13 protein-coding genes and 1 pseudogene are annotated in these 14,167 nt (G+C 60.9%); 7 read left to right on the top strand and 7 right to left on the bottom strand.

Going from position 1 to position 14,167, the window contains the following annotated elements; translation table 11 throughout:
* Positions 1 to 67: 67 nt before the first annotated feature.
* The 6 genes from B0W55_RS19370 to B0W55_RS19345 form a co-directional block, all read right to left on the bottom strand.
* Positions 68 to 1,411, bottom strand: coding sequence for a cell wall metabolism sensor histidine kinase WalK (locus B0W55_RS19370; RefSeq protein ID WP_077047524.1), 1,344 nt, complete (start codon positions 1,409 to 1,411; stop codon positions 68 to 70).
* A gap of 202 nt (positions 1,412 to 1,613) precedes the next feature.
* Positions 1,614 to 2,063, bottom strand: coding sequence for a Spy/CpxP family protein refolding chaperone (locus tag B0W55_RS19365; RefSeq protein WP_077047523.1), 450 nt, complete (start codon positions 2,061 to 2,063; stop codon positions 1,614 to 1,616).
* A 166-nt stretch (positions 2,064 to 2,229) separates the two neighbouring features.
* Complete coding sequence (locus B0W55_RS19360; protein ID WP_077047522.1) at positions 2,230 to 2,907, bottom strand: response regulator transcription factor; 678 nt, start codon at positions 2,905 to 2,907, stop codon at positions 2,230 to 2,232.
* A gap of 7 nt (positions 2,908 to 2,914) precedes the next feature.
* Complete coding sequence (locus B0W55_RS19355; protein ID WP_077047521.1) at positions 2,915 to 3,328, bottom strand: translation initiation factor 2; 414 nt, start codon at positions 3,326 to 3,328, stop codon at positions 2,915 to 2,917.
* 107 nt (positions 3,329 to 3,435) lie between these two features.
* Positions 3,436 to 3,735 (bottom strand): YciI family protein, encoded by a 300-nt coding sequence (locus B0W55_RS19350; protein ID WP_077047520.1) that lies wholly within the window; start codon positions 3,733 to 3,735, stop codon positions 3,436 to 3,438.
* Position 3,736: 1 nt separating this feature from the next.
* Positions 3,737 to 4,333 carry a septation protein A gene (locus tag B0W55_RS19345; RefSeq protein WP_077047519.1) on the bottom strand — a complete coding sequence of 199 codons (597 nt, stop codon included), beginning with the start codon at positions 4,331 to 4,333 and terminating at the stop codon, positions 3,737 to 3,739.
* An 87-nt stretch (positions 4,334 to 4,420) separates the two neighbouring features.
* Between B0W55_RS19345 and B0W55_RS19340 the strand changes: the two genes are divergently transcribed.
* From B0W55_RS19340 to B0W55_RS19310, 6 genes are all read left to right on the top strand, one after another.
* A complete protein-coding gene (locus tag B0W55_RS19340; protein ID WP_077047518.1) occupies positions 4,421 to 5,284 on the top strand; it encodes a PHP domain-containing protein in 864 nt (287 codons plus the stop codon).
* 13 nt (positions 5,285 to 5,297) lie between these two features.
* Entirely contained in the window at positions 5,298 to 5,927 is a 630-nt protein-coding gene (locus tag B0W55_RS19335; RefSeq protein WP_139340941.1) for an L-threonylcarbamoyladenylate synthase, read from the top strand.
* Positions 5,928 to 6,047: 120 nt separating this feature from the next.
* Positions 6,048 to 6,746 (top strand): ScpA family protein, encoded by a 699-nt coding sequence (locus B0W55_RS19330; RefSeq protein WP_172901685.1) that lies wholly within the window; start codon positions 6,048 to 6,050, stop codon positions 6,744 to 6,746.
* 11 nt (positions 6,747 to 6,757) lie between these two features.
* The gene (gene scpB / locus B0W55_RS19325; RefSeq protein ID WP_077047516.1) at positions 6,758 to 7,723 is read left to right on the top strand and encodes an SMC-Scp complex subunit ScpB; all 966 of its coding nucleotides are present in this window, start codon (positions 6,758 to 6,760) and stop codon (positions 7,721 to 7,723) included.
* 427 nt (positions 7,724 to 8,150) lie between these two features.
* The gene (gene rluB, locus B0W55_RS19320; protein WP_077047515.1) at positions 8,151 to 9,377 is read left to right on the top strand and encodes a 23S rRNA pseudouridine(2605) synthase RluB; all 1,227 of its coding nucleotides are present in this window, start codon (positions 8,151 to 8,153) and stop codon (positions 9,375 to 9,377) included.
* A gap of 807 nt (positions 9,378 to 10,184) precedes the next feature.
* Complete coding sequence (locus B0W55_RS19310; protein ID WP_077047513.1) at positions 10,185 to 11,600, top strand: amino acid permease; 1,416 nt, start codon at positions 10,185 to 10,187, stop codon at positions 11,598 to 11,600.
* A gap of 110 nt (positions 11,601 to 11,710) precedes the next feature.
* On the opposite strand, the gene B0W55_RS19305 is transcribed toward B0W55_RS19310, so the two are convergent.
* Positions 11,711 to 13,375, bottom strand: a complete 1,665-nt coding sequence (locus tag B0W55_RS19305; protein WP_077047512.1) for an electron transfer flavoprotein-ubiquinone oxidoreductase — start codon at positions 13,373 to 13,375, stop codon at positions 11,711 to 11,713.
* A 537-nt stretch (positions 13,376 to 13,912) separates the two neighbouring features.
* Between B0W55_RS19305 and B0W55_RS19300 the strand changes: the two are divergent.
* Positions 13,913 to 14,167: pseudogene (locus tag B0W55_RS19300) on the top strand (electron transfer flavoprotein subunit beta/FixA family protein); the annotation flags it as partial.

The following is a 14,167-nucleotide window of genomic DNA, read 5'->3' as shown; positions in this document are numbered from 1 at the left end:
GGTGTGCCAGTCAACGTTGATATCGACTGAATGACCGCTTTCGCGAGCAAGCCCGCTCCCACAGGGATCAGGGCTGGACGACAGCTCCCGGCACCAGGGGCAATTCCAGGCTGGCAATGAACCCGCCCTCCGGGTGATTGGCCAGTATCAGGTTGCCGCCGTGTCGCTCCGCCGCGCGGCGGGCGATGGCCAGACCCAGGCCGTGACCGGCCGCCGTTTGCCCCGGTGCCCGGTAAAACGGCTCACCCAACTGCCCCAGATGTTCGGCGTCGACGCCCGGGCCGTGATCGCGCACGGTGACCACGATCCGTTCGCCATGGCGCAGCGCCTGCATTTCGATCGGCAGGCCGCCCACCGGGTTGAAGCGCTGGGCATTGCGCAGCAGATTGTCCACGGCGCGCTCGATCATGGTCGGCCAACCTTTCAGATTCAGTTGTGCCTCGGCTTCGAGATGAACCAGTTGATCTGGCGAGCCCAGTTGCGCGTCCTTTTGCAGGGTGTTGAGCAACGCGTTGAGGTCGACGTCTTCGGCGCTGGCGTTGTCGGCATCGACCCGGGCCAGCACCAGAATTTCACTGATCAAGGCTTCGAGCCGATCGCACTCGCGGGTCAGGCGCGGCCAGAGCTTTTCCCGTTCTTCGGGGGACGCCCGTTCCGCCAGGGCCAGGGCAATGCGCAGGCGCGCCAGGGGTGAACGCAATTCGTGAGAGACATCGCGCAGCAATTGGCGCTGGCTGCCGATCAGGCTTTGCAGACGTGCCCCCATGCGGTTGAAGTCATTGGCCAGCACGCCGAATTCGTCACGACGGTTGGCCAGCTTCACCAGACTGTTCTGCTGATAGGTAGTTTGCCCCAGATCATGCACCGCGCCGCGCAAGCGGCTGAGCGGGCGGGTGATGGACAGCGTCACAAACAGGCTGAACAGGGTCAGCACCACCAGGGCTATGCCCAGCGCACTGAGCGGCCAGAGCAGGCTTTCACGGTGCCAGGCATCGAGTTCGGGGTGGGGGATACGATAGATCAGCAGGTAGGTATCGCCGGTTTTTTCGCTGGTGTATTCATCGGTCAGGCGGCGCCATGGCAGACGGCGGTCATCGTTGTTCTGGCGTGCTTCGAAGGCCGCTGCGCGCTTGGGGAAGGTGCCGCGTACCACCGGGTCGCCGCTCTCGTTGAGCACCTGGACGTCGATGTGATACTGCTTTTTGCGCTGTTCCAGAATGTCCTGGGCGGCTTCTTCGCCCTGGGATTCATAGGTTTGTGTCCACTGTTCGGCCAGGGTGTTGAGGCCTGGATGGCGACTGAGAATCCACGCGTCCTGGTTGAGCATGTGGCCGAGCAGAATCGACAGCCCTGCAACCAGAGCGATGGCCAGCCAGAAGCTGGCCAGGATACGCCAGAACAATGAACGCACAGAAAATCCTCGAGCAAGAAAGCATTGGCCTGATTTGCCGATTGGAATGCAATCCATGTGGGAGCGGGCTTGCTCGCGAAAACGGTTTATCAGATAAGAATCTGTTGCCTGACACACCGCTTTCGCGAGCAAGCCCGCTCCCACATTCAGACGGTAGCAAAAAGACCCAACGGTGTTGGCCGTTGGGTCTCTGGTTATCGCATTATTGCGCTTTTTGCGGTTGCTGCGCTTTCCACGCCTTGAACTCGGCCCATTCGGCGCGACGCTCAGCCTGTTTCTTCTGGATCTCGTCGAATTTCTTCTGTTGATCCGGTTTCAGCAGCGCCCGGACGTCAGCTTCGGCTTTTTTGTGGTTGGCGGCCATTTCGTCTTTCATGGCTTTCTGGTCGGCTGGCGAGAGTTTCTCCAGGTACTTGTCGACCACTTGCTTACGTTCGTGCATCTGCTCGCCCATGATCTTGCGGATCTGCTCGCGCTGTTCGCCGCTCAGGTCCAGCTGGCTGTAGGGGCCCTTGCCGTGCATGCCGTGCATCTGACCGCCGTGGCGTGCACCGTCCAGCGGGCCACCCATTGGGCCTGCGCCTTCAGGCATGGCCATGGCCACGGTAGGCAGGGCGGCGGCGAACATCAGAGCGATAAGAGTCTTGCGCATGGTGTATCTCCTTGTCTCATTCCCGGTACGTTCCGGATGAGTACAGATTACGGAGATCAAGGTCAGCGGCGGTCAGCGGAGCGTAAAGCTTGGGTAAAGACGGTTTCTTACGTTCCTGACAAAACGAATAACCCGTGGGCGCTGGCAAGCCAGTTCCCACGCGAGATCAAAGGCTGTAGTAGTAGCCCCGGCTGCGCAGCGCCACGATGCGCGGGCGGCCGTCGGGGTGGGGGCCGATTTTCTTGCGCAGGTTGCTCACGTGCATGTCCAGGCTGCGGTCGTACAGCGTCAGCTTGCGGCCGAGGGCGATTTGCGCCAGTTCCTGTTTGTCCAGCGGCTCGCCGGGCTGCTTGAGCAGGGCTTCGAGCAGACGGCTCTCGGACACCGTGAGGGTGAATTCCTGTTCATCGATGCTGACCACGCCGCGCACCGGGCTGAAACACAGGTCGCCCAGTTCGACCTGGCTCGAGACGGCTGGCGGGTGGCTGCGGCGCAGTACGGCGCGCAGGCGGGCTGTCAGTTCCCGTGGGTCGCAGGGTTTGGCCAGGTAATCGTCGGCGCCTAGCTCCAGGCCCAAAATACGGTCCAGCGGTTCGCCCCGGGCCGACAGCATCAGCACCGGCAGGTCCGGGTGATCGCTGCGCAGTTGCTTGAGCAACTCCAGGCCGCTGCCGTCTGGCAGCATCACGTCCAGCACCACCGCCGCCGGGGAGGTTTCGGCCAAGGCGCGACGGGCGCTCTGGCCATCGTGGCAGGCACGGACCTGAAAGCCTTCCTGGCTCAGCCAACTGCTCAGGAGTTCACACAGCTCCTGGTCATCATCAATCAGTAACAGCTCGCTCATGACTCACTCAATTTAGCCATTGTCGACGTTTTCGACTTGCACCACTGGCGAAGATACCGCAGAGCAGGGCCAATAGTGCAACCCCGGCGCCAACGACGAACCACTGTTGCTGATCGGTCAGCAAGCGTGGAATGACGCTGCCGGCCTGAGCTTCCTTGAGTTGCAGCTTCAGTCGCTGGTTCTCTTGGCGCAACCGGGCCAACTGCGCGCTCTCGCGTTCGCCATCGGCAGTCTGCAATTGTTTGTTCAGTTCTTCCCGTTGCCGCTCGCTTTCTTTCAAGCGTTGCTGCAACTCGTTTATCTGGCTGCCGGCGCTCAGTGACAGTGGCGTCGAGCTCGTGCCCTCGGCGTGTTCTTCACCGTGGGCGGGGGCCACGATCGACAACGTGACCAACATCAGACACAACGGACCTTTGCGCATCGCGACTCCTGGTTCCAATACGGGTATTGGGAAGTTGTCGGCCGGCAAACGAGAATAATGAGCGATTGAGAGCACGGTGAACCGATTAGGTTCACCGCGAGGGGACTTTAAGGCAGGACTTGCTTGAACGGCTTGACCGAAACGTTGGCGTAGACGCCGGCGGCGATGTACGGATCGGCATCGGCCCAGGCCTGGGCGGCGCTCAGGGATTCGAACTCGGCGACGATCAGGCTGCCGGTGAAACCCGCAGCGCCCGGATCGTTGCTGTCGACCGCCGGGTGCGGTCCGGCCAGTACGATGCGACCTTCGCCCTTGAGTACCTGCAGGCGCTCAAGGTGCGCCGGCCGTGCAGCCAGGCGGGCTTCCAGGGAGTTGGCGACGTCTGTGGCAATGATTGCGTAAAGCATGTCAGTCCTCGGTTTTGGGCGATGTGGTATCGGCGTCATGCAGGTGGCGGGACAGGTAGATCCCCTGGCCGACCAGGAACAGCAGCGTCATGCCCAGGCTGCCGAAGACCTTGAAGTCGACCCAGTAGCTCTGGAAAGTGAACGCGACGAACAGGTTGGCGGCACCGCAAAACAGGAAGAAAACGATCCAGGCGATGTTCAGGCGGGTCCAGACAGGATCCGGCAGGGTCAGCGCGTGGCCCATGATGCGTTTGATCAGCAGTCGGTCACCGATGAAGTGGCTGCCGATGAAACCCAGGGCGAACAGCCAGTTGACCACCGGGGCTTTCCATTTGAGGAAGGTTTCGCTATGGAACGCCAGGGTCAGGCTGCCGAAGACCAGGCAGGCGATGAGGGTCAGCCACTGGCTCTTTTCCAGCTTGCGCTGTTTGATGAACAGCGTGCCGTAGACCACCAGCGAACTGATGATCAGCATCGCGGTGGCGCTGTAGATACCGCCTACAGTGACCTCGTGGCCGGCGACGTCGACGACCCGCGGATCGATTTTGAAGACGATGAAAAACAGCAGGAGCGGGATGAAATCGATGAATTGTTTCACAGTGGCAGCCAGAAGCAGGATGTGGCGGCATAATAACAAACATATGGGCGCGCGATAGCGCCAGCTGATTTGAGGTTACAAAGCCCCGTGAATGTTGATTTGCACTGCCACAGCACGGCCTCCGATGGCGCCCTGGCGCCTGCGGTTCTGGTAGCGCGTGCGTTCGAGCACGGCGTGCGAGTCCTGGCCCTGACCGATCACGACACCCTTGAAGGCCTCGAAGAGGCGCGAACCGCTGCGACTGCGCTGGGGATGCAACTGGTCAACGGCGTCGAGCTGTCCTGCACCTGGGGCGGTGCGACCATTCATGTGCTGGGCTACGGTTTCGACGTCGATGCCGCACCGTTGGTCGAAGCCATCGCCAAGTTGCACGATGGCCGCTGGCTACGGTCCGAAGAGATAAGCCGCAAGCTTGCGCTCAAAGGCATGCCCGGTGCGCTCGACGGTGCACGGGAGATTCAGCAGGCCCTGGGCGACAGCGGCAACGCGCCGGCCCGCCCGCATTTCGCCGACTGGATGGTGCGTGAAGGTTTCGTCAAGGATCGCGCCGAAGCGTTCCGCAAATGGCTGGGCGCGGGCAAGCTGGGTGACGTCAAGCAACACTGGCCGACCCTGGAAGAAACCGTCGAGACCCTGCGAGCGGCCAAGGCCTGGGTCAGTCTGGCCCACCCATGGCATTATGATTTCACCCGTAGCAAGCGTCGCCGCCTGATCAGCGACTATATTCAAGCAGGGGGCCACGCGATCGAGGTGGTCAATGGTCATCAGCCCGCCGAGCAAGTGGGCAGCCTGGCCATTCTGGCCCGCGAGTTCGGTCTGCTGGTCAGCGCCGGCAGTGATTTTCATGGCCCTGGAGGCTGGTCCGAGATCGGCGAATACCGCCCGCTCCCGGAGGATCTGCCACCACTGTGGTGTCGGTTCAAACATGACCCAATTATTGCCGTCGTCTGAACAGGTAGAGAATGTGAGTCAATTTTTCCAGATTCATCCGGAAAACCCGCAACCGCGCCTGATCAAACAGGCCGTCGAGATCATTCGCAACGGCGGGGTGGTGATCTATCCCACGGACTCTTCCTACGCAATCGGTTGCCAGATCGGCGACAAGGTGGCCGTGGAGCGTGTTCGGCGCCTGCGTCAGCTGGATGAGAAGCACAACTTCGCGCTCATCTGCAGCGATCTTTCGCAACTGGGGCTGTTCGCCAAGATCGACACCGGCACGTTCCGTATTCTCAAGGCGCACTTGCCGGGTCCCTACACCTTCATTCTCAACGCCACCCGCGAAGTGCCGCGGCTGCTGTTGCACCCGAAAAAACGCACGATAGGCTTGCGGGTGCCCAGCCATCCGATCGCATTGGCGCTGTTGGCCGAGTTGGGCGAGCCCTTGATGAGCGTGACCCTGATCATGCCCGGCGAAGAAGACCCGCTCACCGATCCCTACGAAATGCGCCAGTTGCTCGAACATCAGGTCGACCTGATCATCGATGGCGGTTTTGGCGGGATCAAGGCGTCGACCGTGATCAGCCTGGCCGATGGCGAGCCGGAAGTGATCCGCGTCGGTTGCGGCGACCCTGCGCCGTTCATGGCCGAGGCCTAGATGTCCGCAGTGGAACCCGTCGACAGTCAGGCCGGCGCCCAGCAAGAGCTGCCCTTCGCCATGGTCTATGGCCAGGCGGTCATGGAAATGCCGCTGGACCTGTACATCCCGCCCGATGCGCTGGAAGTCTTCCTCGAAGCCTTTGAAGGCCCGCTCGACCTGCTGCTGTACCTGATTCGCAAGCAGAACATCAACATCCTCGACATCCCGGTGGCGGAGATCACCCGCCAGTACATGGGCTACGTCGAATTGATGCAGTCGGTGCGCCTGGAGCTGGCCGCCGAGTACCTGGTGATGGCCGCGATGCTGGCCGAGATCAAGTCGCGGATGCTGCTGCCTCGGGCGGAAACCGTCGAGGACGAGGAAGAAGACCCGCGGGCCGAACTGATCCGCCGCCTGCAGGAATACGAACGTTTCAAGGCCGCCGCCGAAGGTATCGACGGCCTGAGCCGTGTCGGCCGTGATGTGGTGGTGCCCAAGCTCGATGCGCCCGAAGCCCGGGCGCGCAAGCTGTTGCCGGATGTGCGCCTGTCAGAGTTGCTGCTGTCGATGGCCGAGGTGCTGCGCCGGGGCGACATGTTCGAAAGCCACCAGGTCAGCCGCGAAGCCCTGTCGACCCGCGAGCGTATGAGCGACGTGCTCGAGCGGCTCAAGGGCGGCGGTTTCGTGCCCTTTGTCGAATTGTTCACCGCCGAGGAAGGGCGTCTCGGCGTGGTAGTGACCTTTATGGCAATCCTCGAGCTGGTCAAGGAATCCTTGGTCGAGCTGGTGCAGAATGAGCCGTTCGCAGCGATCCACGTGCGAGCCCGAGCCGAATAACGAGTTGAATCATGAACCTGAGTGAACCCCGCGAGCTCGCACCCCTGCTCGAAGCCTTTCTGTTGGCCTCGGGAAAACCCCAATCGATGGAGCGCCTGTTCGAACTCTTCGAAGAGGGCGAGCGGCCGGAGCCGGCGGTTTTCAAGAAAGCCCTGACCATTCTGGGCAAGTCCTGTGATGGCCGCGCATTTGAATTGAAAGAGGTGGCGTCCGGTTATCGCCTGCAGATCCGCGAGAAGTTTTCGCCCTGGGTCGGGCGTTTGTGGGAAGAGCGCCCGCAACGCTATTCCCGCGCCATGTTGGAAACCATCGCGCTGATTGCCTATCGCCAACCGATCACCCGGGGGGAGATCGAGGATGTGCGGGGCGTGGCGGTCAACAGCCAGATCGTCAAGACCCTGATGGAGCGCGAGTGGATCCGTATCGTCGGTTACCGCGACGTGCCGGGCAAACCTGCGATGTTCGCCACCACCAAGGCGTTTCTCGATCACTTCAACCTGAAAAACCTCGACGACCTGCCGCCGCTGGCCGAGCTGCGTGAGCTGGAGCCCGACCCGGTGCTCGATTTCGACGACGCCCCGGTGCCTGCCGCCTTGCAGGAACTGGCCGATGCCAGCGCCGAGCCGGAAGAGCCCAAGGAGGAAACCAGTTTCCACACGCTGTTGCTGGAACTGGACAGTATGGAGGAGGGGATCAAGACCGATTTCGATGATTTGTTGCGTGATGGTGAGGTGTCCGAGCCTGATCCGGAAATTGCCGAGGTGCCACCGGAAACCGAAGACGTGCAGATCGAGCCCGAGCCGGAAATGGAACCGGAGCAGCAAGACGACGTCCTTGGCGTCGCCGAGGCACGAGAAAAACTCCTGGCCGCCGTCGCCGCTCTCGAACAACCGAAACCTGAACTCAGCGACGAAGAAGCCGAAGCGCTAGCCCTGGCCGAAGCCATCGAAGCCGAACGTCGCCAGTTCGAGGACTGATCCCAAGTTCCAGGATCACCAAAAACCCCTGCGTTAAGATGAAGCACACCCCGTGGCGAGGGAGCTTGCTCCCGCTGGTCTGCGCAGCAGACCCGTCTTTTAGGGCGCTGCGCAGCCCAGCGGGAGCAAGCTCCCTCGCCACGGATAAAGTATTCGTCCTTAAGTGAACAGCATTACTGTGGGAGCGGGCTTGCTCGCGAAGAGGGCGTGTCAGCCGACATCATTTTTGCTTGACCCACCGCATTCGCGAACAAGCCCGCTCCCACAGGGGGTGGATTTGCCACCGGTCGGCGGAAAAGCCATCGACCCAGCACTGATCAACTACTCTGTGATGCGCAAACGCCCTCATGCGCGTATGATTCGCGACCCTTCGGCGATCCCTTCGCCCGAGTACCCAGTCTTCAGACCACACCGGGAGGTGCCCAGAATGAGTATCAACGACCAGAAAGACGACCAGCCCATCGGCCCAGCAGGCGAAAAACTGCAGAAAGTCCTCGCCCGTATCGGCGTTGGCTCGCGCCGTGACGTGGAAGCCTGGATCAGCCATGGCCGGATCAAGGTCAACGGCAAGGACGCGACCCTTGGTCAGCGTGTCGATATGCACGACGCCATCACCATCGATGGCAAGGTGATCAAGCGCGAGGAAGCCGCCGAGTCGGTTCGCCGCGTGATCATGTACAACAAGCCTGACGGCGAAATCTGCACCCGCGTCGATCCGGAAGGTCGTCCGACCGTGTTCGACAAGTTGCCGCGTCCGAAAGAAGGCCGCTGGATCAACGTCGGTCGCCTGGACATCAACACCACCGGTTTGCTGATGTTCACCACCGACGGTGAATTGGCCAACCGCCTGATGCACCCGTCCTTCGAAATGGACCGTGAATACGCCGTGCGTGTACGCGGTGAAGTCGACGACGAGATGATCGAGCGCCTCAAGGCGGGCGTGGTGCTCGAAGACGGTCCGGCGCGTTTCACCGATATCCAGCAGGCACCGGGCGGCGAAGGCTTCAACCACTGGTACCACTGCGTGGTGATGGAAGGTCGCAACCGAGAAGTACGTCGTCTGTGGGAATCCCAGGGCCTGGTGGTCAGCCGTCTGAAGCGCGTGCGTTTCGGCCCGGTGTTCCTCAACTCCGACCTGCCGATGGGCCGCTGGCGCGAAATGAGTCAGTACGAAGTCGACACCCTCAGCGCTGAAGTCGGCCTGACCCCGGTGGCGATGCCGCAACTGAACGCCAAGAGCAAGGACAAGCTCGATCGGATGCAGCGTAAATCTTCGCGTCCGATGGCTCGCACCGAGCGCGTGCGCACCTTGCGTCCAGCCGCTGATGCGCCGGCTACCAGCCCGCGCACCAGCCGCGAACCGCAGATCGAAGGTGAACGTCGCAAGCCGGCTGCCCGTCCGGATGGCGAGCGTGGCCCGCGTACGCCGCGTCCGGCCAATGGTCGCACCGAGCGTGGTGAAGGCCGTGGCGCGCCAGCGGGTCGTGGCACGCCAGTGGCTGACCGTCCTGTGGAAACCAAGCGCCCGGCCAAGCCTGCGCCGAAGCGTCCTGGGATCAAGCTGGTCGACGGCGACAAGCCGTCGGGCAAGCGTCGCGGCGCACCGGCCGGTACCGGCCAGCGTCCGGGGTTTGGTCGCAAGAAGCCGGAGTGAAGCAGCCGCAAGCTACAAGCTTCTAGCGGCAAGTGAAGAGCGCCAACCTTCGGGTTGGCGTTTTTTTTCGGCTCGACTTTGGATCTTTGGGGCATCTGAGGGCCTCTTCGCGAGCAAGCCCGCTCCCACCTTTGAAACGCGTGCCCCTGTGGGAGCGGGCTGCCACCTTTGAAACGCGTGCCCCTGTGGGAGCGGGCTGCAACCTTTGAAACGCGTGCCTCTGTGGGACCGGGCTGCCACCGTTGAAATGAGTGCCTCTGTGGGAGCGGGCTTGCTCGCGAAGGCGCCAGTAAAGTCACCACCGAACCCAACGTGGAAACCCATATTTACGGGGTGTAACGTAAACCTGACAAAATCCGGTTTTCCTCCTCATGGATTCGACACCTTCCCAATACTGTAAGAAAATTCTTCCGCTTCGCCATCTTCCATCATTATCCCGAGCGCTCTGACCCGCTTGTTTCCCCACCCCATGCAGGGTGTCATGCGCGCCATGCCTGTCGTACAGGGTGCAACTGGCTCGGTGGTGTCTGGCAGCGGGGGGGTGGCGGTGTACAATGCGCCGCGTTTTACCTGTGACCTCCTGCGCACCCGCGCAAACCTCAAGGCTATCCGCCTTGTTCACTCCGCCGCGTCACGAGCGCGTCGGGTTCGATTTCGTCACAGATAAAAACAAACAGGTGACGCATGACCGTTGTAAATACGCTGAACTCCTGGTGCCTGCGCTGGGGTTTGATCGGTGCCGCTTAACGTTTCTTTCAAGCAGCCAAGTCTTCCGACCCTCATCAAACCTTGCGTGAGACCCTTTTCATGAGTGGACAAAACTCGCATTCAGGCGAGCTGAAACGCGGCCTGAAAAATCGCCACATCCAATTGATCGCCCTCGGCGGCGCCATCGGTACCGGTCTGTTCCTCGGCTCGGCCGGGGTGCTGAAATCTGCCGGTCCGTCGATGATCCTCGGCTACGCCATCTGCGGCTTCATCGCCTTCATGATCATGCGCCAACTGGGCGAAATGATCGTCGAAGAGCCTGTAGCCGGTTCTTTCAGCCACTTCGCGCACAAATACTGGGGCGGTTTCGCCGGCTTCCTGTCGGGCTGGAACTGCTGGATCCTGTACATCCTGGTGGGCATGTCCGAGCTGACCGCGGTCGGCAAGTACATTCACTACTGGGCGCCGGAAATCCCGACCTGGGCAACGGCGGCGGCCTTCTTCGTGCTGATCAACGCGATCAACCTGGCCAACGTCAAAGTCTTTGGCGAGGCCGAGTTCTGGTTTGCGATCATCAAGGTCGTGGCGATCGTCGGCATGATCGGCCTGGGCAGCTACCTGCTGGTCAGTGGCCATGGCGGCCCGCAGGCGGCGGTGAGCAACCTCTGGTCCCATGGCGGGTTCTTCCCCAATGGCGTCAGCGGTCTGGTGATGGCCATGGCGATCATCATGTTCTCCTTCGGCGGCCTGGAAATGCTCGGTTTCACTACTGCCGAGGCCGACAAGCCGAAAACCGTGATCCCCAAAGCCATCAACCAGGTGATCTACCGGATCCTGATTTTCTACATTGGCGCACTGGTGATCCTGCTGTCCCTGACCCCGTGGGACAGCCTGTTGCAGACCCTGAACGCCTCGGGCGATTCCTACAGCGGCAGCCCTTTCGTGCAAGTGTTCTCGATGCTGGGCAGCAACACCGCCGCGCACATCCTCAACTTCGTGGTCCTGACGGCGGCGTTGTCGGTGTACAACAGCGGCACCTACTGCAACAGCCGCATGTTGCTGGGCATGGCCGAGCAGGGTGATGCACCCAAAGCCCTGGCGAAGATCGACAAGCGCGGCGTGCCGGTGCGTTCGATTTTGGCCTCGGCCGCGGTGACGTTGATCGCGGTGTTGTTGAACTACCTGATCCCGCAAAGCGCGCTGGAACTGCTGATGTCGCTGGTGGTGGCCACCCTGGTGATCAACTGGGCGATGATCAGCTACTCGCACTTCAAGTTCCGCCAGCACATGAACAAGACCGGCCAGACGCCGCTGTTCAAGGCGCTGTGGTACCCGTACGGGAACTACGTCTGCCTGGCGTTCGTGGTGTTCATCCTGGGCGTGATGCTGTTGATCCCGGGGATTCAGATCTCGGTGTACGCGATTCCTGTGTGGCTGGTGTTCATGTGGGTTTGCTACGGCATCAAGAACAAACGTCGTGAGGCTGCCGTGGTCGGTTCGCCAGTCCGCTCGTAAAGGGATAGCCAGTAAAGTAAATGCCCGTATCGAAAGATGCGGGCATTTTTTTGGCTCCAGAAACGCAAATGCCCCGACAAGTCGGGGCATTTGTTTGTCAGGCGTTCGGCTTACATGTTCGGGTAAGTCGGGCCGCCGGCACCTTCCGGGGTGACCCAGGTGATGTTCTGCGAAGGGTCCTTGATGTCACAGGTCTTGCAGTGCACGCAGTTCTGGGCGTTGATCTGGAATCGCTTCTCGCCGTCTTCCTTGGTCACCACTTCATACACGCCGGCCGGGCAGTAGCGCTGGGCAGGCTCGTCGTACAGCGGCAGGTTCTTGCTGATCGGGATGCTCGGATCGGTCAGCTTGAGGTGGCACGGCTGCTCTTCTTCGTGGTTGGTCCCGGAGATGAACACCGAGCTGAGTTTGTCGAAGCTGATCTTGCCGTCCGGTTTCGGGTAGTCGATCTTCTTGCAGTCGGCCGCGAGCTTGAGGCAAGCGTAATCGGGCTTGGTGTCGTGCAGGGTGAACGGCAGTTTACCGCCGAAGATGTTCTGGTCCAACCAGTTGAAACCGCCGCCGACGATGGCGCCGAACTTGTGGATCGCCGGGCCGAAGTTACGGCTGGCGAACAGTTCTTCGTGCAGCCAGCTCTTCTTGAACGCGTCGACGTAGGTGGTCAGTTCTTCGCTGCCGTCCTTCTCGGCGAACAGCGCATCCGCCACCGATTCTGCGGCCAGCATGCCGGACTTCATCGCGGTGTGGCTGCCCTTGATCTTGGCGAAGTTGAGGGTGCCCAGGTCGCAACCGATCAGCGCGCCGCCCTTGAAGACCATCTTCGGCAGCGAGTTCAGGCCGCCCTTGCAGATGGCACGTGCGCCGTAGCTGATGCGCTTGCCGCCTTCCAGGTACTGCTTGAGCACCGGGTGATGCTTGAGGCGCTGGAACTCGTCGAACGGCGACAGGAAGGTGTTGCTGTAGGACAGGTCGACGATCAGGCCCACCACGACCTGGTTGTTTTCCAGGTGGTAGAGGAACGAGCCACCGGTGTTTTCGGTGCCCATGATGTCCATCGGCCAACCGGCGGTGTGGACCACCAGGCCTGGCTGGTGCTTGGCCGGGTCGACTTCCCAGATTTCTTTCAGGCCGATGCCGTAGTGCTGGGCGTCGGCCTCGCTGTCGAGATTGAAGCGCTTGATCAGCTGCTTGCCGATGTGGCCACGGCAGCCTTCGGCGAACAGCGTGTATTTGCCGCGCAGTTCCATGCCCGGGGTGTACAGGCCTTCTTTCGGGTGGCCTTCGCGATCGACGCCCAGGTCACCGGTGATGATCCCGCGAACCACGCCGTTCTCGTCGAACAGCGCTTCCTGAGCGGCGAAGCCCGGGTAGATCTCTACGCCCAGGTTCTCGGCCTGCTGGGCCAGCCAGCGGCACAGGTTGCCGAGGGAGATGATGTAGTTGCCTTCGTTGTGCATGGTCTTGGGCACAAAGAAGTCTGGAATTTTCTGCGCGCTTTCAGCGTTCTTCAATACGAAGATGTCGTCGCGGGTGACCGGCGTGTTGAGCGGCGCGCCGAGTGCTTTCCAGTCCGGGAATAATTCGTTCAGGGCGCGGGGTTCGAACACCGCACCGGAGAGGATGTGAGCGCCAACTTCGGAGCCTTTTTCAACCACGCAGACGCTGATTTCCTTACCGGCTTCGGCGGCCTTCTGCTTCAGGCGGCAGGCGGCGGACAGGCCAGCGGGGCCGGCACCGACGATGACCACGTCGAATTCCATGTATTCGCGTTCCACAGGCTATCTCCTACTCAAGGCTCAACAGTTTTTTTCTAATTTTTAAGGTTTGGTGTCGCATCCATGAATCCCGGTGCATCATCGGGAGAGGACAATCGATCGACCACCTTTCACTTTTGGGTGGCGCATTATATCTACACCACTCTCAGGGTCCAATACAAACGTTTGTTTGAATTGGCTCAAAGCCAGAGAAATCAAAGTCAGCAGGCTTATGAACGGCTATTTTTCCGTATTGACCGGAATAGGTGTTCCGGTCAAGATACGGGCGGTTTTGCGCTCGCCGTAGGCTGACTGATGGTTTCAAGAGCACCTCTAAAGACAGGGCGATGGCAGTACGAGTGATGCGCAGCGCGCAGTTTACACGTCGCCAGATTCAATGACTCGTCGGTCACCACTGACGAACGGTCATGAATGGGATGAGCGATGGTCACTTGGCACCCGTGCCGGCGTTTTTAGAGGTGCCCTTGCGCCCGATGAGCATCAACCGCCAGGTTCGCCTAGGCGACTTTCTTTTCACCGGAGAGTAACGAGGAATCCATGAAGGTTCTTGTAGCTGTCAAACGCGTTGTGGATTACAACGTGAAAGTTCGCGTCAAGGCGGACAATTCCGGCGTCGATCTTGCCAACGTCAAGATGTCGATGAACCCGTTCTGCGAGATCGCTGTGGAAGAAGCCGTACGCCTGAAAGAGAAGGGCGTTGCGACTGAAATCGTCGTCGTCTCCGTCGGCCCGTCCACCGCTCAGGAGCAACTGCGCACCGCGCTGGCGCTGGGTGCCGACCGCGCCATCCTC

Origin of the sequence: Pseudomonas sp. KK4 (genome assembly GCF_001984065.1) — a bacterium.
GTDB lineage: Bacteria > Pseudomonadota > Gammaproteobacteria > Pseudomonadales > Pseudomonadaceae > Aquipseudomonas.
Note: the sequence above shows the minus strand (reverse complement) of the source record. Positions and strands in the feature narration are given on the sequence as shown.